The 20353-nt window shown below is 60.9% G+C and carries 20 protein-coding genes; 7 read left to right on the top strand and 13 right to left on the bottom strand.

Features of this window, described 5'->3' with window-relative positions:
- Positions 1 to 560 precede the first annotated feature (560 nt).
- Both DCO57_RS24125 and DCO57_RS23875 read left to right on the top strand, forming a co-directional pair.
- Positions 561 to 665: a DUF4864 domain-containing protein gene (locus DCO57_RS24125; RefSeq protein ID WP_347876546.1), complete on the top strand. Its 105-nt coding sequence runs from the start codon at positions 561 to 563 to the stop codon at positions 663 to 665.
- Entirely contained in the window at positions 662 to 778 is a 117-nt protein-coding gene (locus DCO57_RS23875) for a DUF4864 domain-containing protein (protein WP_244287861.1), read from the top strand. Before DCO57_RS24125 ends, DCO57_RS23875 begins: the two co-directional genes overlap by 4 nt.
- Before the next feature lie 7 nt (positions 779 to 785).
- On the opposite strand, the gene tgt is transcribed toward DCO57_RS23875, so the two are convergent.
- The 5 genes from tgt to coaD all read right to left on the bottom strand — a co-directional run bounded on the left by tgt (position 786) and on the right by coaD (position 4840).
- Positions 786 to 1943 (bottom strand): tRNA guanosine(34) transglycosylase Tgt, encoded by a 1158-nt coding sequence (tgt, locus tag DCO57_RS02855; RefSeq protein WP_116697299.1) that lies wholly within the window; start codon positions 1941 to 1943, stop codon positions 786 to 788.
- Positions 1944 to 1954: 11 nt separating this feature from the next.
- The gene (queA, locus tag DCO57_RS02850; protein WP_116697298.1) at positions 1955 to 3028 is read right to left on the bottom strand and encodes a tRNA preQ1(34) S-adenosylmethionine ribosyltransferase-isomerase QueA; all 1074 of its coding nucleotides are present in this window, start codon (positions 3026 to 3028) and stop codon (positions 1955 to 1957) included.
- 205 nt (positions 3029 to 3233) lie between these two features.
- Positions 3234 to 3707, bottom strand: coding sequence for a peptidylprolyl isomerase (locus tag DCO57_RS02845; protein WP_116697297.1), 474 nt, complete (start codon positions 3705 to 3707; stop codon positions 3234 to 3236).
- Positions 3708 to 3755: 48 nt separating this feature from the next.
- The gene (locus tag DCO57_RS02840) at positions 3756 to 4295 is read right to left on the bottom strand and encodes a peptidylprolyl isomerase (protein ID WP_116697296.1); all 540 of its coding nucleotides are present in this window, start codon (positions 4293 to 4295) and stop codon (positions 3756 to 3758) included.
- A gap of 38 nt (positions 4296 to 4333) precedes the next feature.
- Positions 4334 to 4840 (bottom strand): pantetheine-phosphate adenylyltransferase, encoded by a 507-nt coding sequence (gene coaD / locus DCO57_RS02835; protein ID WP_116697295.1) that lies wholly within the window; start codon positions 4838 to 4840, stop codon positions 4334 to 4336.
- A gap of 164 nt (positions 4841 to 5004) precedes the next feature.
- On the opposite strand from coaD, the gene DCO57_RS02830 reads away from it, so the two are divergent.
- Positions 5005 to 5421: a phosphopantetheine adenylyltransferase gene (locus tag DCO57_RS02830; protein ID WP_116697294.1), complete on the top strand. Its 417-nt coding sequence runs from the start codon at positions 5005 to 5007 to the stop codon at positions 5419 to 5421.
- A gap of 118 nt (positions 5422 to 5539) precedes the next feature.
- Here DCO57_RS02830 and gyrA read toward each other — a convergent pair whose 3' ends face one another.
- The gene (gyrA, locus tag DCO57_RS02825; RefSeq protein ID WP_116697293.1) at positions 5540 to 8371 is read right to left on the bottom strand and encodes a DNA gyrase subunit A; all 2832 of its coding nucleotides are present in this window, start codon (positions 8369 to 8371) and stop codon (positions 5540 to 5542) included.
- A 218-nt stretch (positions 8372 to 8589) separates the two neighbouring features.
- Here gyrA and DCO57_RS02820 point away from each other — a divergent pair, with 218 nt between their 5' ends.
- Positions 8590 to 9237, top strand: a complete 648-nt coding sequence (locus DCO57_RS02820; RefSeq protein ID WP_116697292.1) for a MarC family protein — start codon at positions 8590 to 8592, stop codon at positions 9235 to 9237.
- 15 nt (positions 9238 to 9252) lie between these two features.
- Here the strand turns inward: DCO57_RS02820 and DCO57_RS02815 are convergent, their stop codons facing one another.
- On the bottom strand, positions 9253 to 9621 hold the full coding sequence (locus DCO57_RS02815; protein ID WP_208977748.1) for a hypothetical protein: 369 nt from the start codon (positions 9619 to 9621) through the stop codon (positions 9253 to 9255).
- A gap of 132 nt (positions 9622 to 9753) precedes the next feature.
- On the opposite strand from DCO57_RS02815, the gene DCO57_RS02810 reads away from it, so the two are divergent.
- Together DCO57_RS02810 and DCO57_RS02805 are read left to right on the top strand one after the other, a co-directional pair.
- Positions 9754 to 10716 (top strand): cation diffusion facilitator family transporter, encoded by a 963-nt coding sequence (locus tag DCO57_RS02810; protein WP_116697290.1) that lies wholly within the window; start codon positions 9754 to 9756, stop codon positions 10714 to 10716.
- Positions 10717 to 10821: 105 nt separating this feature from the next.
- Positions 10822 to 11148, top strand: a complete 327-nt coding sequence (locus tag DCO57_RS02805) for a TraR/DksA family transcriptional regulator (protein ID WP_116697289.1) — start codon at positions 10822 to 10824, stop codon at positions 11146 to 11148.
- A gap of 104 nt (positions 11149 to 11252) precedes the next feature.
- Here DCO57_RS02805 and DCO57_RS02800 read toward each other — a convergent pair whose 3' ends face one another.
- Together DCO57_RS02800 and guaA are read right to left on the bottom strand one after the other, a co-directional pair.
- Positions 11253 to 11771: a hypothetical protein gene (locus DCO57_RS02800; RefSeq protein ID WP_133192619.1), complete on the bottom strand. Its 519-nt coding sequence runs from the start codon at positions 11769 to 11771 to the stop codon at positions 11253 to 11255.
- Between the two features lie 247 nt (positions 11772 to 12018).
- Positions 12019 to 13590: a glutamine-hydrolyzing GMP synthase gene (guaA, locus tag DCO57_RS02795; protein WP_116697287.1), complete on the bottom strand. Its 1572-nt coding sequence runs from the start codon at positions 13588 to 13590 to the stop codon at positions 12019 to 12021.
- A gap of 262 nt (positions 13591 to 13852) precedes the next feature.
- Here guaA and DCO57_RS02790 point away from each other — a divergent pair, with 262 nt between their 5' ends.
- Complete coding sequence (locus tag DCO57_RS02790) at positions 13853 to 15058, top strand: tetratricopeptide repeat protein (RefSeq protein ID WP_116697286.1); 1206 nt, start codon at positions 13853 to 13855, stop codon at positions 15056 to 15058.
- Between the two features lie 28 nt (positions 15059 to 15086).
- Here the strand turns inward: DCO57_RS02790 and DCO57_RS02785 are convergent, their stop codons facing one another.
- From DCO57_RS02785 to DCO57_RS23775, 4 genes are all read right to left on the bottom strand, one after another.
- Positions 15087 to 16379, bottom strand: a complete 1293-nt coding sequence (locus DCO57_RS02785) for an RsmB/NOP family class I SAM-dependent RNA methyltransferase (protein WP_116697285.1) — start codon at positions 16377 to 16379, stop codon at positions 15087 to 15089.
- A 50-nt stretch (positions 16380 to 16429) separates the two neighbouring features.
- Complete coding sequence (gene guaB / locus DCO57_RS02780) at positions 16430 to 17932, bottom strand: IMP dehydrogenase (protein WP_116697284.1); 1503 nt, start codon at positions 17930 to 17932, stop codon at positions 16430 to 16432.
- A 181-nt stretch (positions 17933 to 18113) separates the two neighbouring features.
- Complete coding sequence (locus DCO57_RS02775; protein WP_116697283.1) at positions 18114 to 18821, bottom strand: RlmE family RNA methyltransferase; 708 nt, start codon at positions 18819 to 18821, stop codon at positions 18114 to 18116.
- Positions 18818 to 20293, bottom strand: coding sequence for a Ppx/GppA phosphatase family protein (locus tag DCO57_RS23775; protein ID WP_244287860.1), 1476 nt, complete (start codon positions 20291 to 20293; stop codon positions 18818 to 18820). Before DCO57_RS23775 ends, DCO57_RS02775 begins: the two co-directional genes overlap by 4 nt.
- Positions 20294 to 20353: the final 60 nt, after the last annotated feature.

Genomic DNA, 20353 nt, shown 5'->3' with positions numbered 1-20353 from the left:
TCGTAAAACTGTAATTATAATAAGAATATATCGTGTATAAAAACAAGACAGGAACTAATACCAATAAAAATATGACATACTTGATATTCTTTATCATTCACACTCCCAATTCGGAAAATAAAAATTAAAATAACCTTTTCTAGCCTTGCACATTTTCATTCCGAACATTCTCGAAGAACGGCGCCACCTTAAAATCATGGGTCAATCGGCCGCGACGAGTTGAACCTGCATCGATCATTCCAAGCTCTCCCGCCAGCCTGTCTGTCTATTTGATCCAGATCCCCTGACCGGGGGGCGAGGTCAGTTTATCGGCAACAGCGGGTTTGTCGCAAGTTTCGTCGGCAGACGGACATCTCCCGTTTACGGCCTGGAATAAGCTCACCCAAGTAGTAATTTGACTCAAACGGACCAATATTTATGTTTTCTTTCACGTAATTTTCTGCCTCGGCATAGCTGTGATTTTGGCATCAGTGCGTTCCGAACTGTAGAGGACTGCGGGGCCGGAATGGTCCCTTGCAGCCAATTCGCTCTGACAGCAGTTTCAGACACCGGAATTCTTCATGGAGATGGTCCGTCAGGGCTATCAGCCGGTCTACAAGCCCCGGGAGGTCACTTTCGGCCGCTCAAGAATGACGAAGACGGCCCGACGCAGGAAGTCTATGTGACCGGGCCGCAGGGCAGGAACTGGCTGGCGCTTTACAGTTTCGAGAAGCAGGAGGACGGTTCCTGGCGGATTTCCGGCTGCTACCTGACCACGTCGGACGGCTTTTCTGCCTGAAGGGTAGTCAGTCTCTCAGAGCGGCGATGTCGCCGCGAGCCCAGTCTTCCTTGGTGCGCGCATAGAAATCCTCGAAGCTTCCCGCCTCGATGGCATCGCGCATGCCCTGCATGAGCTCCTGATAATAGGCGATATTGTTCCAGGTCAGCAGCATGCCTGCAAGGCCTTCGCCGGCCCGCACGAGATGATGCAGATACGCGCGGCTGTAGATGCTGGCCGCGGGGCAATGGCTTTCCTCGTCCAGAGGACGGGGGTCTTCCTGATGACGGGCGTTTTTCAGGTTCACCTTGCCGAAACGGGTATAGGCCAGTCCATGGCGGCCGGCGCGCGTGGGCATGACGCAGTCGAACTGGTCAATACCGCGCTTGACGCTTTCCAGCAGGTCGTCCGGTGTCCCGACGCCCATCAGATAGCGCGGCTTGTCCACGGGCATGACCGGCGTCGTGATGTCCAGCATGGCCAGCATGACGTCCTGGGGTTCGCCGACCGCCAGGCCGCCGACCGAATAGCCTTCGAACGGCATTTTGCCGAGTTCCTGAGCCGAACGGATGCGAAGGTCGGGCTGGTCGCCGCCCTGGACAATGCCGTAGAGCCCCTGCCCCTTGCCGGGACCGCCCATCCGTTCGAACTGCTCCCTGGAGCGCGCCGCCCATCGCAGCGAGAGTTCCATCGCGCGCTGGACCTCTTCCTTCGGGCTGGGCAGCCGGATGCATTCATCCAGCTGCATCTGGATATCGGAACCAAGCAGACCCTGGATTTCAACGGAGCGTTCCGGCGTCAGATGGTGCTTGCTGCCGTCGATATGGCTCTGGAAACGGACGCCGTCCTCATCCAACTTGCGGAGCTGGGCCAGGGACATCACCTGGAAGCCACCGCTGTCTGTGAGGATGGTATGCGGCCAGTTCATGAAACCGTGCAATCCGCCCAGCCTTGCCACCCGCTCTGCGGTCGGCCGGAGCATCAGGTGATAGGTGTTTCCCAGAACAACATCCGCACCCGTTTCACGGACCTGATCCGGATACATCGCCTTGACCGTCGCCTGCGTACCGACCGGCATGAACGCCGGGGTTCGCACCACGCCATGAGGCGTCGTGATTTCGCCGCGCCGTGCATTGCCGTCGGTGGCGATCAGTTTGAAACCGAATGTCTTTTCGTTCGCGGACATGGCGGGTTTCCCTATTGAGCGCCGTCTTGTGGAAAGAGAAGGGACGTATCGCCGTAGCTGTAGAACCGGTATTTCTCTCGGATCGCGTGGGCGTAGGCGGTCCGCATGGTTTCCAGACCGGAGAATGCCGACACCAGCATGAAGAGAGTCGAACGCGGCAGGTGGAAGTTGGTCATCAGGACATCAACCGCCCTGAAACGATAACCCGGGGTGATGAAAATCGACGTTTCTCCGGCGAAAGGTGCGATCGCGCCGGAGGCTTGCGCCGCGCTTTCCAGGATGCGCAGGGAGGTCGTGCCGACACTGACAACCCGGTTGCCCCGCGCCCTGACCGCAGCCAGTGCCTGTGCCGTTTTCTCCGACACTTCACCCCATTCCGCATGCATCTTGTGATCCTGCGTGTCGTCGGCCTTGACCGGCAGAAATGTTCCTGCCCCCACATGCAGCGTGACGCGATGCTGTTCGATGCCACGCGCGTCAAGCGCTTTCAGGAGCTGCGGCGTGAAATGCAGGCCTGCGGTCGGGGCAGCCACGGCCCCGTCCCTGTCGGCGTAGATCGTCTGGTAGTCCTGCCTGTCCTGCGCGTCTTCGGGCCGTTTTTGCGCGATGTAGGGCGGCAGTGGAATGTGGCCGACGGAGGCGATGGCCGCATCGAGTTCCGGTCCAGACCGGTCGAATGCCAGCAAAACTTCCCCGCCGTCGGCCTTCTCGGCGACGGTGGCGGAAAGAGCGGTGTCCCCGCTTTCGAACAGGAGAGTGTCGTTAACCTGCAGCTTTTTGGCCGGCCGGACAAAGGCCCGCCAGCTGTCCGGGGCCGTGCGCAAATGCAGTGTCACACTGATGCCCGCGCTCACATCTCCCCTCAGGCGCCTGCCTTCCAGTTGCGCCGGAATGACTCGCGTGTCGTTGAAAACCAGCGCATCGCCTGGGTTAAGCAGCACCGGCAGGTCGCTGACCCCCCTGTCACCGAGCACTTCCGGGCTGTCCGGGCGCACGACAAGCATGCGGGCCGAGTCGCGCGGCCTGGCAGGCCGGAGCGCAATCCGCTCGTTGGGGAGTTCGAAGTCAAACTGGTCTACGCGCATGGAGCTTCTGCTTGGGCCGTATCCTGGCGGGTGAGCCGGGCTTCCATGGAGCAGGATGCCTTCCGGATGCACCGGCTTCATGTGTCAGCGGCTCATAAAGAGGGATCAGGTCAAGGTCAACAGGCGTGGATCGGAATAAAAACAGCGCGGATCCGGGATCCGCGCTGCAGGGGCCTGCATCACTGCCGCTTTGGCAGGTCGTGCGTCAGGCGGCGTCCGCGGCAACCTTCACCGAGACGATATTGTCGGGGTTGGCAACCGGCTCGCCGCGCTTGATCTTGTCCACATTGTCCATGCCTTCGATCACCTGTCCCCAGACAGTATACTGACCGTCAAGCCAGGGGGCGTCGGTGAAGCAGATGAAGAACTGGCTGTCGCCGGAATTCGGATCGGACGCCCTGGCCATGGAGCAGGTGCCGCGCGTGTGTTTTTCCTTGCTGAATTCGGCTTTCAGCTTCTGTCCGGAACCGCCGGTACCGGTGCCCTGCGGACAGCCGGTCTGTGCCATGAAACCATCGATCACCCGGTGGAAGACGATGCCGTCGTAAAAGCCTTCACGCACGAGTTCCTTGATGCGCGCGACATGCGCCGGTGCGAGGTCCGGCTTCATTTCAATGACGATCTGCCCCTGGCTGGTTTCCATGAGCAACGTGTTTTCCGCATCCTTGATGTCGGTCATATTCTGTCTCCTTGATTAGTTGATGAACAGGTTTGAATTCGGCCGTCTTCACTGAGCGTCCGCGGCAACCTGCATCTTGATGATCTTGTCGGGGTTTGCCGGCGGCTCACCGCGCGAGATGTTGTCGACAAATTCCATGCCTTCGGTGACTTGTCCGAATACGGTGTACTGGCCGTTCAGCCAGTCGCCATCGGCAAACATGATGAAGAACTGCGAGTTGGCGCTGTCGGGGCTTGCCGCGCGTGCCATGCCGAGCGTGCCGCGCTTGAAGGGCGCCTGGCTGAATTCCGCCTTGAGATCCGGCTCGGTCGATCCGCCCATGCCGGTGCCGGTCGGGTCACCGGTCTGGGCCATGAATCCGTCGATGACCCGGTGGAAGGAATGACCGTCGTAAAACCCTTCACGGGCAAGCTTCTTGATCCGTTCCACGTGGTTCGGCGCCAGATCCGGGCGCAGCTGGATGACCACCCGGCCGTCCTTGAGATCGAGATACAGAGTGTTTTCCAGATCGGCTGTCTGCGCGAGTGCGGCGGCAGGCAGGACGACCAGGGACGCCAGAACGGCGAATAATGCAAGCAAGCGAGACACTGGTTACTCCTAGGATTCAGGTAAAGATCGGATTCTTGTCAGTTGCCGGAGCCGGCCCGGCGGCGCAGAGGCTCTCTGACCGGGGCTGGTACGAACGCGGAAATTTCTCCGCCCATCCTGGCGATCTGACGCACCAAGGTGGCGGTGATGTGGCGTACGTTCGGTGACGCGGGCAGGAATACCGTTCTGATCTCCGGTTCCAGGGTCCCGTTCATCCCGGCCATCTGCATTTCATAGTCAAGGTCCGTACCGTCCCTGAGGCCGCGGACAAGGTAGGCCGCCCCCTGTGTCCGTGCCGTTTCGATGACCAGATTTGAAAATGCGATGACTTCAATTCTTGCCGCTTCTTCAGGACCGTACTCCGCGACAGCTGTCGCATGGATCAGGTCCACCCGCTCCTCAAAGGAGAACAGCGGAGTTTTGCCAGGGTGAATGCCTATGGCAACCACCACCTTGTCGGCCAGTGCAAGTGCCTGACGCAGAATGTCCACGTGGCCGTTGGTGACCGGGTCGAAGGACCCGGGGTAGAGCGCGATACGAGTCATGGCCCCTTCCTTACTCCGCCTACCGCGCGCTCACAAGGAAAAGCCGGTTCAAATGGGTCATTTGCCCTCAACTGACATTGTGTGATGGCCGTCACATCGGGCTTTTCATCAATGGGACAGTGTGGCGTCATCGAAATCAAGTGGCGTGAGCAGGAGCCAGTACGATGAAAGGTCATGATACAAACGATCCCGGCGGAAACGAGACCACGTTTCAACCGTTTTCCATCGCCGTGAATGCAACCGATCCGGCTGCCCATTTCAAGGTGGCCATGGTGTTCGTCCTGGCGTTGCTGACAATGATTGCCGCCGGCGCGATCACCATGCATCCGGGCAATGCCTCACAGGCGGAGGATCTGACCAGCGTTGCAACACAGGGCATGATGGCAACCAAGACGGACCGCATTGCGTCCGCCGCTCTCGACACCGACTGCAAATCGCAGACATGGGGTGCCTGGAGCGAGGATTGCTTGGCTGCGCTGACCGGCGCCGACAAGGTCAGAAATGTTTCCTTCATAACCGTTGAAAAGACGGACGAGACCGTGAATGAAACCATTCTTGCCCGTTACCCGGCAGCCAACTGACAGCACTCCCCATTCATGAACGGCAAACAGCGGCACAGGTCACCCTGGCCGCTGTTGTCGTTTCAGCATGTCTTCGTTCGATTGACCGCGGACGGTCCTGGCAGACAGGCAGCGGAAATCAGCTTTCCGGTGTCTGTCCGCCCTCGCCCGCGTCTTTCGGCGCATCATCCGTAGCGGTTGTGTCATCGCTTCCGGAGCTGTCTTCAGCCTGCGCGACGGCTTCGCCGTTCTCGTCGAGATCGTCTTCATCGTCGACTTCGGAGATCCCCTCGACGGCGACGACCTTTTCACCTTCCGCTGTCTTGAAGACAATGACCCCCTGGGTCGCGCGGCCGGCTATGCGGATGCCATCCACCGGACACCGGATCAACTGGCCGCCATCGGTGACCAGCATGATCTGATGGCTGTCTTCCACCGGGAAGGAGGCGACAAGCCCGCCGTTGCGGTCGTTGACGGCCATGGCCGTGATGCCCTTGCCGCCCCGTCCTGTCACCCGGTATTCGAAGGACGACGTACGCTTGCCGTAACCGTTCTCCGAAATGGTCAGGATGATCTGTTCCGCGGCACTCATCTGGGCATATCGCTCCTGCGACAGGCTCCCCGCAACGATGCCTTCCTCGTCGGATCCGTTGACACCGTCGTCGGCCTCGCCGCGCATTGCGCGTGAGAGCTTCAGGTAGGCGGCACGTTCCTCTGCGTCGACATCAATATGATGCAGGATCTGCATGGAGATGACCTTGTCCCCTTCCGGCAGGCGGATACCGCGCACGCCGACCGAATTGCGTCCGGCAAAGACGCGCACATCGGTGACGGGGAAGCGGATGCACTGGCCGAAATTGGTGGTCAGCATCACATCGGAATGTTCGGAGCAGGTATCGACACCGACAATGCCGTCACCATCCTCCAGTTTCATGGCGATCTTGCCGTTCCGGTTGATGGTCACGAAGTCGGACAGCTTGTTCCGGCGCACCGTGCCGCGCACGGTGGCGAACATCACGTCGAGATCGGCCCAGGTATCCTCGTCCTCGGGAAGCGGCAGAATGGAAGTGATCTGTTCGCCCTGTTCCAGGGGCAGCATGTTGACGAGGGCCTTGCCGCGCGATGTCGGGCCGCCAAGCGGCAGCCGCCAGACCTTCATCTTGTAGCAGATGCCGCGCGAGGAGAAGAACAGAACGGGCGTATGGGTATTGGCCACGAAGAGACGGGTAACGAAATCCTCTTCCTTGGTCGCCATCCCCGACCGTCCCTTGCCGCCGCGTCTCTGGGCGCGATAGGTCGCAAGAGGAACCCGCTTGATGTAACCGCCGTGAGAGAAGGTCACCACCATGTCTTCGCGCTGGATGAGGTCTTCCTCGTCGAAGTCCGGGCCGCCCTCGATGATCTCGGTGCGGCGCGGAGTCGCGAATTCTTCCTTGATCTCCAGCATTTCGTCGCGGACGATTTCCTGGATGCGGGCGCGGGAGCTGAGAATGTCGAGAAAGTCGGAAATTTCCGCGCCGATCTTGTTCAGCTCTTCCTCGATTTCGTCTCGTCCCATCGCCGTAAGGCGCTGCAGACGCAGTTCGAGAATGGCGCGGGCCTGCTCCTCGGACAGTTTGTAGGTTCCGTCTTCCTGCACCATGTGCCGCGGATCGTCGATCAGCCGGATCAGGGCTTCCACGTCCCGGGCCGGCCAGTTGCGTTCCATCAGCTGGGCCCGGGCGGTGGCCGGATCGGGCGCGCTGCGGATCAGCTTGATGACCTCGTCGATATTGGCGACCGCAATGCCGAGACCAACCAGGATATGAGCCCGGTCGCGGGACTTTTTCAGCAGGAACCGTGTCCGGCGCTGAATGACATCCTCGCGGAAGGTAACGAACGCCCGCAACATGTCGGACAGGTTCATCTGTTCCGGCTTGCCGCTGTTCAGGGCGACGATATTGGACCCGAAGGATGTCTGCAGCTGGCTGAAACGGTAGAGCTGGTTCAGGATGACATCGGGCACCGCATCGCGCTTCAGCTCGATCACCACCCGCATGCCGGAGCGGTCGCTCTCGTCACGGATGTCGGAGATGCCCTCGACGCGCTTGTCGCGCACCAGTTCCGCGATCTTCTCGATCATGGTCGACTTGTTGACCTGATAGGGAATTTCCGTGACGATCAGCGCATTGCGATCCTTGCGGACCTCTTCCACATCGACCTTGGCGCGCATGACGATCGAGCCGCGGCCGGTTTCATAGGCGCTGCGTATGCCCGACCGGCCAAGGATCATCGCCCCGGTCGGAAAGTCCGGACCGGGAACGATCTGCATGAGCTCCTCAAGGGGCATCGCAGGATTTTCCATGACCGCGATCGCCGCGTCGATCACTTCCCCCAGATTGTGAGGCGGGATGTTGGTCGCCATGCCGACAGCGATACCGCCGGCGCCATTGACCAGAAGATTGGGAAACTTGGCCGGCAGAACAAGCGGTTCGCTTTCGGAGTTGTCGTAGTTCTCCTGAAAGTCGACCGTGTCCTTGTCGATATCGTCCAGCAGCTTGTGCGCGACCTTCTGCAGGCGGCATTCCGTGTAACGCATTGCCGCTGCGGGATCGCCGTCGACGGAACCGAAGTTCCCCTGCCCGTCGATCAGCGGCAGACGGAGCGAGAAATTCTGCGCCATGCGCACGAGGGCGTCGTAGATCGCGCTGTCGCCATGCGGGTGGTACTTACCCATCACGTCACCGACCACGCGGGCCGACTTGCGGTAGGGCTTGTTCCACTCGTAGCCGTTTTCATGCATCGAATAGAGGATGCGCCGGTGGACCGGTTTCAGGCCGTCGCGGACATCCGGAAGCGCGCGGGAAACGATCACGCTCATGGCGTAATCGAGGTAGCTGCGCTTCATTTCATCGACAATGGAGACCGGTTTGATATCGGACGGGAGACCGTCAGAGGGGGTGCTGTTGTCCTGGTCAGCCAAGGAAGACACTCATTTCTTTGTTATTGCTTGCTCTTTTATAGCTGATTCAACGCCTTGATCCAAATTTGAAGCGCATTTCCACCCAACTAATAGGTCTTTAGTTTCAATGACCTACAAGAAGTATGCACAGGGCGTGAAAATGTTTTCTTCCGCCCGGGTCGCTGTCCTGCCAAAACCCCTATAAAAATGCGGGAATCGCCCCTGAATGCCGATCCCGGAGACAGGAAATGCTGGACTATTTCATCAATGCCTTCGCGACGCTTTTCGTGACCATTGATCCGGTCGGACTTGCTCCGATGTTTCTTGCAGTGACCGCGGGAATGAACCGGGCCGACCGCCGGCGGGTGGCCGTCCGGGCGACATTGATCGCCGCAGCAATCCTGTTGGTCTTCTATGCCAGCGGACAGACGGTTCTCAACGTTCTTGGCATTTCCGTGACGGCTTTCCGGGTTTCGGGCGGGATCCTGCTTTTCCTGATCGCGATCGAAATGATTTTCGGCAAACGCCAGGAACGCAAGGCGGAGACGGCAGAAAAGGCCGTCGAATCCTCCGATGCGCATCATGGCACCATCAACGAACTCGCGATTTTCCCGCTAGCCATTCCGCTGATTTCCGGACCCGCAGCGATTTCGGCGATCATACTCCTGTCCGGCGAAGCCCCCGACACGCTTGCCTATGCCGGTCTGGGCGGCGTCATCGCGGTCATTCTGGCCAGCTGCCTGGGCGCGTTCCTCCTGGCGGACAGGATCGAGCGGCTGCTCGGTGATACGGCCCAGCTGGTGATCACCCGTCTTCTCGGCGTCCTTCTGGCAGCGTTGTCCGTCCAGTTCGTCGCCGACGGCGTATTGGCATTTATCGGCTCCCAGGGGGGCTGAAAACGGGCGTTCCAGCTAGGGCAAGGACAACCTGTATTCCTGTGGTGAAACACCATGCACGGTGTCGCGCGCCCTGATGACCACTTCGTCCAGGCTTTCGGGTACCGTCACGCCGGACAGGGACCGGGTGAAGGGCTGTTCATCGACATGAGGATGCAACAGCACGCGTTCGCCCAGGAGGTCTCCGTCGGGAGAATAGACCTGCCACAGATCGGCATAGTGATCCCAGCCGGTATCGGCGTGCTTCAGCGTGACGGAGAAAGTCCATCCGGCCCCTGTCTTCCTCGCTGTCGCACCGACGATCTCGACTTCGTCGGCGGAAGCCGGCAGGCAGCCGAGAACAGTGGCCAGAAGCGCGAAGGCCATAACTGCCTTTGGATACATCCGAAATTTTCCTTTTCGATGAACTGATGCCCATTTGAAGAGTTAGCAAAGGATATCAGCTTGATCAAAGTCACGAATGCGTCATAGGCTTCGGCGCATTGATTGGTATGGAAACTCGCTCGGGAGACGTTTATGGCCGGACATGGCTCTAAAAAGGTGATCTATGCGGCACTTGTCGGGAATTCCCTGATTGCTGTCACCAAATTCGCCGCCGCCGCCTACACCGGTTCTTCCGCGATGCTCTCGGAAGGTATTCATTCTCTTGTCGATACAGGCAACCAGGGGCTTCTGCTCTATGGACTGAAGAAGTCGAAGCAGCCGGCGGACAAGAGACACCCCTTCGGCTATGGGGCAGAGCTGTATTTCTGGTCCTTTGTGGTTGCGATCCTGATCTTTGCGGTCGGCTCTGGCGTGTCGATCTACGAAGGGGTTCAAAAGGTTCTGCATCCTCACCCGGTTTCCAGCCCCTATGTGGCTTATATCGTGCTCGGGCTGGCGATGATCTTCGAGGCCGTGGCCTGGTGGATTGCCTACAAGGAATTCAATCAGGTGCGCGGCCAGAAATCGATCATTGCCGCAGTGCGCGACAGCAAGGACCCGACGGTCTTCACGGTCCTGTTCGAGGACAGTGCAGCGATGCTCGGGCTTGCCGTCGCATTCCTTGGCCTTCTGGGGGTCCAGTATCTTGGCCTGGCGTGGCTTGACGGCGCTGCCTCCATAACCATCGGCATCATTCTGGCCGCCACTGCGGCCCTGCTGGCCTATGAAACCAAGGGGCTGCTCATCGGCGAAGGCGCGTCGCCGGAGGTGCTTCTCAAGATCGAGGCAATCATCGGGGCGACACCTGCAATCAGCAACCTCAATGAAATCCGCACGCTTCACCGCGGACCGCAGGAAATTCTTCTGGCGCTGTCTGTGGATTTCATCGATGAAGTCACCGCGGGAACCGTAGAGGAAACCATCTACTCCCTCGAACGGACCATCAAGATGGAGATGCCCCAGGTCACGCGGTTGTTCATCGAGGTCCAGGCCCGCGAGCACCATGAAAAAATGCTGGACGAGGAAAAGGCGGCGACCGGGCCCGGCAAGGCGTGAAGCGCGGGTCCCTTCCGCGGGTGTCGAGCCCCTCGTGAGAGCGTAGACGTCCCGCTTGCGCAATGGTGCTGGCGTTGCCATTCTTTGTCCGGGAGGTGACGGCCGATGGACAGTAAAACAGCTCGTGCGGAACTCTTGAAACTGAAGAACGAACTGGTTTCGCTGAGCGAAATTTCCGAGGAAGCCCGGGCGACAGTGATGCTCGATCAGCAATCGGTCGGGAGATTGTCCCGCATGGACGCGCTCCAGGGCCAGGCGATGGCGCAGGCTGCGGAACGACAGCGCCGCTCCCATATCCAGCGTATCGAGGCTGCATTGCAGCGCCTTGACACCGGCGACTACGGCTATTGCGTCGAATGCGGGGAAGAAATTCCGGAAAAAAGACTGAAAGTCGATCCGGCGGCCGCATTCTGCATCACCTGTGCCCGCTAAGATGCACTGAAGGCAACGGATTGTCCGTGCTCAGTTCAAGGTGATTGATTGACTGTGTCCGCCTGAACCTTGCCTGCGGTCAGCGCCAATTGAACGCGGCATGATCACGATGCATTGGTCACATGGTGGCGGAGGCTGCGCAGGAATGTCGCGACTTTCCGGGAGGCCGCATCGATCGCGAAGGTCTTCAGGCTCTGTTCCGTCCAGCCAGTCCCGGGCGACAGGCTGTCCACCAGCATCCGTGCCGTTTCCCGTTCAGCTGGATCCAGCGGAAATTTTTCCGCGGTCCTGAGCATCAGGAGCTGCTCGTGAACACGGCGCATAACAGACAGGGCCGCTCCCATTCGCGAAGTCAGACCGGGATCGTTTCGCCAGCTTCTGCCGCCGAACACTTCCTGGGTGACGCGCTGGCCTGCTCCATGGCAGTCATAGGTCATGCAGCCCCGGAAACCGAGGGTTTCCCGCTCCGCAAAGATCCGGCACCGGTTGCTGCCGTCAAGGTTGGCACAGACCTCGCCAGCCGCCTTGTCCACGGCAAAGGATTCGGATTTGTCGAAGGCGAAAACCACGCAGCACAGCGCTGCACAATTCGAGCAATCCGATGTCAGGTCCTGTTTGATCATTGCCGAAGATACATCGAATTTCAGTTTGAAAAAGCCCCGGATGAACACTTCCAGGTTCAGAGGCCGCCGGGCCCCCTGTCAATAGACCCGGCTTCACGCTGCCCGGGATTGTCGCAGGGGACGAAGCCCTAACTGCCGGTTTCGAAGCCCGGAAATGGGCGGGATCTTCCCGTGTCCGTTCAGTTGGCTTGCGGTAACTGCGGGACAGAAACCTGTCCGTCCCTGCCGGTGACCGGCACCGATGCCGTCATTCCCACTCGATGGTGCCCGGAGGTTTCGACGTGATGTCATAGGTCACCCGGTTGATCCCCTGCACCTCGTTGATGATGCGGGTTGCGGTTTCGCCCAGAAACTCGTGACTGAAGGGGAAATAGTCGGCGGTCATTCCGTCGACGGAGGTTACCGCGCGCAGGGCGCAGGCGTAATCGTAGGTGCGGCCGTCACCCATCACGCCAACGGTGCGGACGGGCAGAATCGCGACGAAGGCCTGCCAGATGTCGTCATAGAGACCATGCTTGCGGATCTGGTCGATATAGACCGCATCCGCCTTGCGCAGGATTTCCAGTTTCTCCCGGGTGATTTCTCCCGGGCAGCGGATGGCGAGACCCGGTCCGGGGAACGGGTGGCGGCCGATGAAGTTGTCCGGAAGGCCGAGTTCCCGGCCAAGCGCCCTCACCTCGTCCTTGAAGAGCTCGCGGAGCGGTTCCACCAGCTTGAGCCCCATCTTTTCCGGCAGCCCGCCGACGTTGTGGTGGGACTTGATGGTGACCGACGGCCCGCCGGAGAAACTGACGCTTTCGATCACATCCGGATACAGGGTTCCCTGGGCCAGAAACTCGGCGCCCTCGATCGCATTTGCGTGTTTCTGGAAGACGTCGATGAACAGTCGGCCAATGATCTTGCGCTTGGTCTCCGGGTCTGACACGCCGTCCAGTTCCCCCAGAAACAGCTCCTTCTCGTCCGCGTGGATCAGCGGGATGTTGTAGTTGTCCCGGAACATGGACACGACTTCTTCCGCCTCGTTCTGGCGAAGAAGCCCGTGGTCGACGAAAACGCAGGTCAGCTGGTCGCCGATCGCCTCGTGAATGAGGACTGCGGCCACGGAACTGTCGACACCACCGGACAGGCCGCAAATGACTTTCTTGTCGCCAACCTGCTCGCGAATCTTTGCGATGGCGTCATCCCGATAGGCTCCCATGGTCCAGTCGCCGGTAAACCCGGCCAGCCGGACGAAGTTTTCATAAAGGATCTTGCCGTTGGGCGTGTGATGAACTTCCGGGTGAAACTGGACCGCGTAGAAATTGCGGTTCGTGTCAGCCGTGATGGCGAAGGGCGCGTTGGGAGACGTGCCGAAAACCTCGAAGCCGGGCGCGATCTTGCTGACGTGGTCGCCATGACTCATCCAAACCTGTTCACGCCCGTCGGCAAACAGTCCCTCGAGAAGGGCAAGCGGCTGGCCTGCGGGCGTCACAAATGCGCGCCCGAATTCGGCGGTGCCGCCACCGCCGGAGATCTTGCCCCCTTCGACCTGACCGCCGAGCTGCTGCATCATCACCTGCTGGCCGTAGCAGATACCCAGCACGGGGACGCCGAGTTCGTATACAGAGACCGGTGGTCGCGGAGCGTCCTTCCGGGTAACGGTATCCGGTCCACCTGAGAAGATGACGGCCTTGGGGGCGAATTCGGCCAGGAACGCATCCGTGACGTTCTGATAAGGATGAATTTCGCAATAAACATTCAGCTCGCGCAGGCGCCGTGCGATCAGCTGGGTTACCTGAGAACCGAAATCGATGATGAGGAGACGGTCGTGCTGGGTCATGGTCAGCTTCTAACCGGTCTTTCGGTCAAATTGAACCCGAATTTCGCCTTGCCAGCGGTCTCGCACAGCATTTTTCTCTCACCGCGAACCGGCATGCCGACCGGGTGTCACTTGCCTATCCGGCAAATAAATCGGCGGACAAGCTGTGCACGGCCGCATTTCGCTTTTGACCCGCGCAGCTACGCTCCTTACCCTGCCCTCTGCCGTGCGTCACATCCCATGAACATGGGCGGCAGCAGGTGCTTGAGGAACCTTACATCGAATGACAGCAGCTGCCCGACAAGCGTTTGAAGAAGCCCAGGCGCTGGAAAGCACCGGCGACATGGACAAAGCGCTGGTTTCCTACCTCAAGGCTCTGGAACTCGCGCCCCAGGACACGGAAATAGCCTACCGCACCGCCTGCGCGCTGCTCCAGGCCGGCTACCTGGAAGAAGCCCAGTCGCAATTGCGCCGGATCGTCTTTGCCGAACCCGAGCACCTGGGGGCTCGCGCCAGCCTCGGCAACTGCCAGCTTCTTCTCGGCGATATTGCCAATGCCAGGCAGAATTTCGCCGAAGTGCTCGACGTGTCTCCCGACAATCGCAATGCGCTTTACGGATTGGCGAGTGTTCTTCTGGAGGAAAACAAGGCTGCCGAAGCGGAAGTCCATGCCCGGCACCTGCTGGAGCTGCTGCCGGACTCCGCCCCCGTTCTGACGCTGTTCGCGCAAACGCAGGACAGATCGGGCCAGACGTCCGCCGCGATTGCCGCCTATCGCAAGGCCCTCAAATGCGCTCCGGACCATGTCCCCGCGCTCCTGGGTCTGTCCGAAACCCTCCTGCGCCGCCAGCGCTTCGACGAGGTTGTCGAACTGACCATCAGGGCCAACCGGCACACGCCGGCAGATCCGCTTCCGATGGAAATGCTGTCGGATGCTCTTTCCGGGAAAGGCGCCCTTGAGGATGCCCGCGAAGCGGCAGAAGAAGCTCTCAGGCTCAGTCCCCGGTCGGTGCCGGTTCTGGTCCGGCTCAGCGTCCTGTCGCGCAAACTCGGGCACCCGGTAGTCGCCCTCAAGCATGCTCTTCTGGCGCATGACCTGGATAATACGGTCCAGGGGCCGCTCAACGCACTGGGGGCCGCACTTGCCGCCCTGAAATATTCCAAACAGGCCCGCTCGGTGTTGACCGCCCTGTCGGCAGGCAAGGGTCTCGATCCGGACGTGAGACGTTTCGTGGAAAACGTCATTGCAAGCGAAACGGCACGACCGGCAGCCGACGCGGAAACGCGCGCGCAGACGGTCGCAAAGACCGGTGAAGCGGAGGCGAAACCTCAACCGGCCGGCGCGGAAAAGTCCGGGAGCGAAACCGCACAGCCGGAAACGGACACGTCGGCGTCCGGGAAAACCGTAGACACTGCCGGGAAACTCTCATCGGCAGCTGATGATCAGCTGCCGAATGTGCTGGGACTTCAGCGCCAGGACCGGTCCTGATTTCGGACCACCAGGGAACGCAGCGGCGTCAGTCGCAACGTTCAAAAATAGCCACGAAAAAACCGTCCGTTGCGGTGGATGCCGGTGTCATCAGCAGATCTCCGCGCTCGGTGACATAGCGCGGCTCCGGCATCCCGGGCAGGATCGCCTTCCACACATCCAGGGCCGAAGACGGCCGGAAGTCGGCATTATTGGCCAGGAACCAATCCGCCTGGTCCTGGTTCTCGGCCGCCAGAACGGAACAGGTCACATAGACAAGGCGTCCGCCCGGTTTCACATATCGGCTGGCATGTTCGAGAACGTGACGCTGATCCTCGATGCGGTCGGCAAGGGCCTTTTCGGCCAGCCGCCATTTCGAATCCGGCCTGCGGCGCCAGACGCCGGTTCCCGTGCACGGTGCGTCCATGAAAACGAGATCCATCTGGCCTGCAAGGTCGTCCAGGGTGGAGCTGGCCGGATCCCGGACCTGAATATTGCGGGCACCGGCACGCTGTAGGCGTTCATGGATCGGTGCAAGACGCAGCCTGTCCGCATCATAGGCGTAGAGCTGCCCCTTGTTCTGCATGGCCGCAGCAAGGGCGAGCGTCTTGCCGCCGCCTCCGGCGCAATAGTCGAGCACCTGTTCCCCCGGTTTGGCCTGCGCAAGCAGGGCGGCAATCTGGCTGGCTTCGTCCTGAAGTTCGAACCAGCCTTTGCGGTACCCTTCCTCTGCCTGGACATGCGGCATGCGGGCAAGCCCGGGACGCGCTTCGATGCGCATGCCAAGCGGGGACAGACCCGTCGGCTGGGCATCTGTATGGGACAGGCGCTTGAGAAGCTTGTCGCGATCGGATTTCAGGGTGTTCGTTCGCAGGTCCACAGGCGCACGCTGTGCAAGGGCCCTGCCCTCCTCAATGGCCCGCTCGCCGAAGGCCGCGTGAAAGCCCGGCCAAAGCCACTCGGGCACGTCGGCCAGTGCGTGGTCCGCCATGTCGCCGGCGGGAGGCGCCGTCAGCCTGTCGCGCTCGTCATCGGTCAGTGGATCCGGCGCATGGACGTCCTGCGTCAGCGCTTCGGTGAGCGCCGGAACGCCCTTTTGCCAGGTGCGCGCATAGGTTGCCAGAACGAGCGTCCGCGGCGAACCGTCCTGAAGGGACGCGGCCAGGGAGGCCTTGTTACGCAAGGCGTCGAAGACGAGATTGCCGATTGCGGTCCTGTCACCGGAACCGGCGAAGCGGTGGGCCGCGCCCCAGTCCCGCAGCGCGACCTGAACCGGCCTGTGGCGGGTTTCGACCTCGGTTAAGACTTCAATTGCCGCCGCGAGGCGTCCGCCATCTTTCATTTTGAACCCCTGGAGCCGGCCTGTTCAGGACCGCACCGCATGTGACGTTGTCAGATATTGGATGGGTAGTTAGGGCTTTCCCGCGTGATCGTCACGTCATGGGCATGGCTTTCGCGCAGTCCGGCACCGGAAATCTGCACGAAACGGGCCTTTTCCTGGAAGTCTGGAATGTCCTTGCCACCGACATAACCCATGGCCGCGCGCAGTCCGCCGGCCAATTGATGCAGGACGCTTCCGAGCGCTCCCTTGTAGGGAACCTGGCCCTCGATCCCCTCGGGAACAAGTTTCAGGCTGTCGCGCACTTCCGCCTGGAAGTAGCGGTCCGCCGACCCGCGTGCCATTGCGCCGACAGATCCCATGCCGCGATAGGATTTGTAGGACCGGCCCTGATGCAGATAGACCTCGCCGGGGCTTTCCTCGGTACCGGCAAGCAGCGAGCCGACCATGACCGATGCAGCGCCGGCGGCAATGGCCTTGGCCAGGTCGCCGGAGAACTTGATTCCGCCATCGGCCACCACGGGAACGCCGTGTTTCTCAGCTTCGTTGACCGATTCCAGTATCGCGGTAAGCTGCGGCACGCCGACACCGGCAACGATCCGGGTAGTGCAGATGGAACCGGGACCGATCCCGACCTTGACCGCATCGGCGCCCGCATCGATCAGGGCTTTCGTGCCTTCCGAGGTGGCGACATTGCCCGCCAGAACCTGGACTGAATTGGACAGGCCCTTGACCCGGGTGACCATGTCCAGAACCTTCTGCGAATGGCCGTGAGCGGTATCGACCACAACCATGTCGACCCCCGCGTCGACCAGTCGTTCCGCGCGGGCAAATCCCTCTTCGCCAACACTGGTTGCCGCGGCGACCCTCAGCCTTCCCTGCGCGTCTTTCGATGCATTCGGGTTCAGCTGGGCCTTTTCCATGTCCTTGACAGTGATCAGACCGATGCAGTTGCGGTCCTCGTCGACCACAAGCAGCTTCTCGATACGGTTCTGGTGCAGGAGCCGTTTGGCGTCTTCCTGACTGACATTGTCGCTGACGGTGATCAGGTTGTCGCGGGTCATCAGCTCGTGGATCTTCTGATCCGGATTGGACGCGAAACGCACATCACGGTTGGTAAGGATGCCCACCAGTCTGCCGGTCGTCTGGCCGCCCGAGCCGCCGTTTTCGACGACGGGCACGCCGGAGATGCCGAATTGTTTCATGAGGTCCAGCGCATCCTGCAGGGTCGCGTCCGGCCCGATCACCAGCGGATTGACAACCATGCCGGATTCGAACTTCTTGACCATGCGGACTTCCTCTGCCTGCCGGTCGAGAGAAAGATTGCGGTGAATGACGCCGATGCCGCCGGCCTGGGCCATGGCGATGGCCAGCCGGCCTTCCGTCACCGTGTCCATGGCGGAGGACAGGATCGGAATATTGAGTTCCAGCTCTCTGGTGACCCTGGTACGCAGATCCACCTGACCCGGCATGACTTCCGAGTGTCCGGGCATCAGCAATACATCGTCGAAGGTCAGGGCTTGCTGTCCGGTCGATGGGACAAAGAAGGATGCCATTGCCAATTCCCCTTTAAAAAAATATCCGCGACGCAGGCCTGTCTATAAAGCCTGCATCTGTCGAGTCGCTTCGGCTGTGCCGGAGAAGTTGGCGCGGGTCAATAACACGCAGGTGACAGAAAGGAAAGGGTCCTGGCTTTCCTTTCTGTGCGGCGGGCCAGGGAGCTCCGCCTGGTGCGGATCAGTCCTGCTCCAGATCGTTGCCGCGAAACCCCTTGGCGATCACGTAGAGTTCCGGACTTTCCTTGCGGCTCGCCGGCGGCTTCAGGTGGGCAACGGACTTGAACTCCCGCTTCAGGTCCCTGAGCAGGGTGTTCTCGGTTCCGCCACGGAAAACCTTTGCCAGGAAGGATCCGCCGGGGACAAGATTGCGGCGGGCAAAATCGATCGCGATTTCAAACAGGTGGGTCGTGCGCAGGTGATCGGTCTGCTTGTGTCCGGTCGTTGGCGACGCCATGTCCGACAGCACCACATCGGGCCTGTTGCCTCCCAGGGCCTCCATCAGGGCCGCCGGGGCGTCGTCGTCGAGAAAGTCCTTTTTCAGGAACGTGATTCCGCGAACATGGTCCATGTCGAGATAATCGATTCCGACAACCTTCGGCGCCTCGACGCTGGACTGAACCCGCTGAACCGCCACCTGACACCAGCCTCCCGGCGCACAGCCGAGGTCGACGACCCGGTAGCCGGGCTTGAGCAGCTTGTGCTTGTCGTCGATCTCGATGAGCTTGTAGGCTGCCCTGGACCGGTAGCCGTCGATCTTCGCCCGCCGCACATAGGGGTCGTTCAACTGGCGGGTCAGCCAGCGGGTGGACGATTCGCGCCGGCCGGCCGCCGTTTTCACCTTGATGTGCAGGCCCCGGTCTCCGGTGCCCTTTTTTGAACCGCTCATGCTCTGTTCCTTTGACGGCCGCGATCCTGACGGGTTCCGGACCTTTTGTGGGTCCAGACGCCGTCGGCCGACATCAATTCCGTTAAAATTCCCTCGCGCAGGCCCCTGTCCGCGACGCGCAGCCGCGAGCAGCTCCAGCGCCGGCGGATGGCTTCCAGTATGGCGCAGCCCGCCAGGACGAGATCGGCGCGATCCGCGCCGATGCAGGGATTTTCCACACGCGCCTCATAGGGCATATCGCGCAGTTCATCAATCATTCTGCCGACGTCGCCGTCTTCCAGCCACGTCCCGTCCACCCGGCGCCGGTCGTAGCGTTTCAGACCGAGATGCACGCCGGCCAGGGTCGTGACGGTTCCCGATGTGCCGAGCATGTGTACCCGTCCGGACGAAATGGCTTCCGTCAGGCTGTTTGCCAGACTGAAGGCAGCCAGATGCCCGGCGGCATCCTCGACCATTGCCTCGAAGACTTCGGGGGTAACATGCACGCCGCCGTGGCGTTCCGCCAGATTGACCACACCGACGGGCAGCGAGATCCAGGAGCGGATAAAACGTGTCAGGGCATATCCGCGCGCCCCGCAACGGTTGCGCAGATCGAGCCAGACGATTTCAGACGATCCGCCGCCGATGTCGAAAAGGATGACGCCGTCCGCGTCGTGATCGACCAGAGACGCGCAGCCGGCAACGGCCAGACGGGCTTCGGTCTCGCGGTTGACGACTTCCAGGGCAAGGCCGGTTTCCGACTTGACCCGCTCGATGAACTCCGCGCCGTTTTCAGCTGCCCGGCAGGCTTCCGTGGCGATCAGACGCGAGCGGGACACGCCCCTGTCCGCCAGCTTGCGGTGGCAATTGGCCAGCGCGTCGATCGCCCTGTCCATGGCGGCTTCGCCCAGGCGCTTGTTGGAGCCCACCCCCTCGCCCAGTCGGACGATACGGGAATAGGCGTCCACGACCCGGAACCCGCGACCCTCCGGACGGGCGATCAGCAGCCTGCAATTGTTCGTTCCAAGATCCAGCGCCGCATAGAGTGATCCACGCGGTCGGGCGTTTCTGGCCCGGTCGGCATGAACGCCCTTCCAGGGCGAGCGGGACTGGTCGTCCCGAGCTTTCGGCAACCGGATATCGGCATCCCGGGTTGACGGTGCCCTAGCAGCGGAGCCGGCGTTTTCGCCATTTGCCGGCCGTCCCGGCGCAATGCCGCCCTCCGAATCAGGACCGCGGCCGGCGGATACTCCCTCCGGACCGCCGCTTTCGGACTGCCAGCGACGACGGCCTCTGCGCCGCGCGGCCTTTTTGCCTTTCAGGCTGGTGGTGGCATCGCCGCCTTGCTGTGTGTCCCGGTTTTCTCCTGTGCCAGAGCTGCCATTCGCCGTATTGTCTGCGACCGCGAGGGAGGGACGGCTGCGCCGTCGCTTCTTGCGGCGCTTTCCGGAATTGGGCGCGGGTCCCCCGGCCCCTGCGGGCGATGCCTGCAAATGGGCGGTTGTTTCGACGCTTCCGGATACAGCTTTGGCCTGAACAGGTCCCTGCCTTTC

The sequence above is a fragment of the Labrenzia sp. 011 genome, from assembly GCF_003075075.1.
GTDB lineage: Bacteria > Pseudomonadota > Alphaproteobacteria > Rhizobiales > Stappiaceae > Roseibium.
The sequence above is the reverse complement of the archived record's forward strand: the minus strand, read 5'-3'. Positions and strand labels throughout refer to the sequence as shown.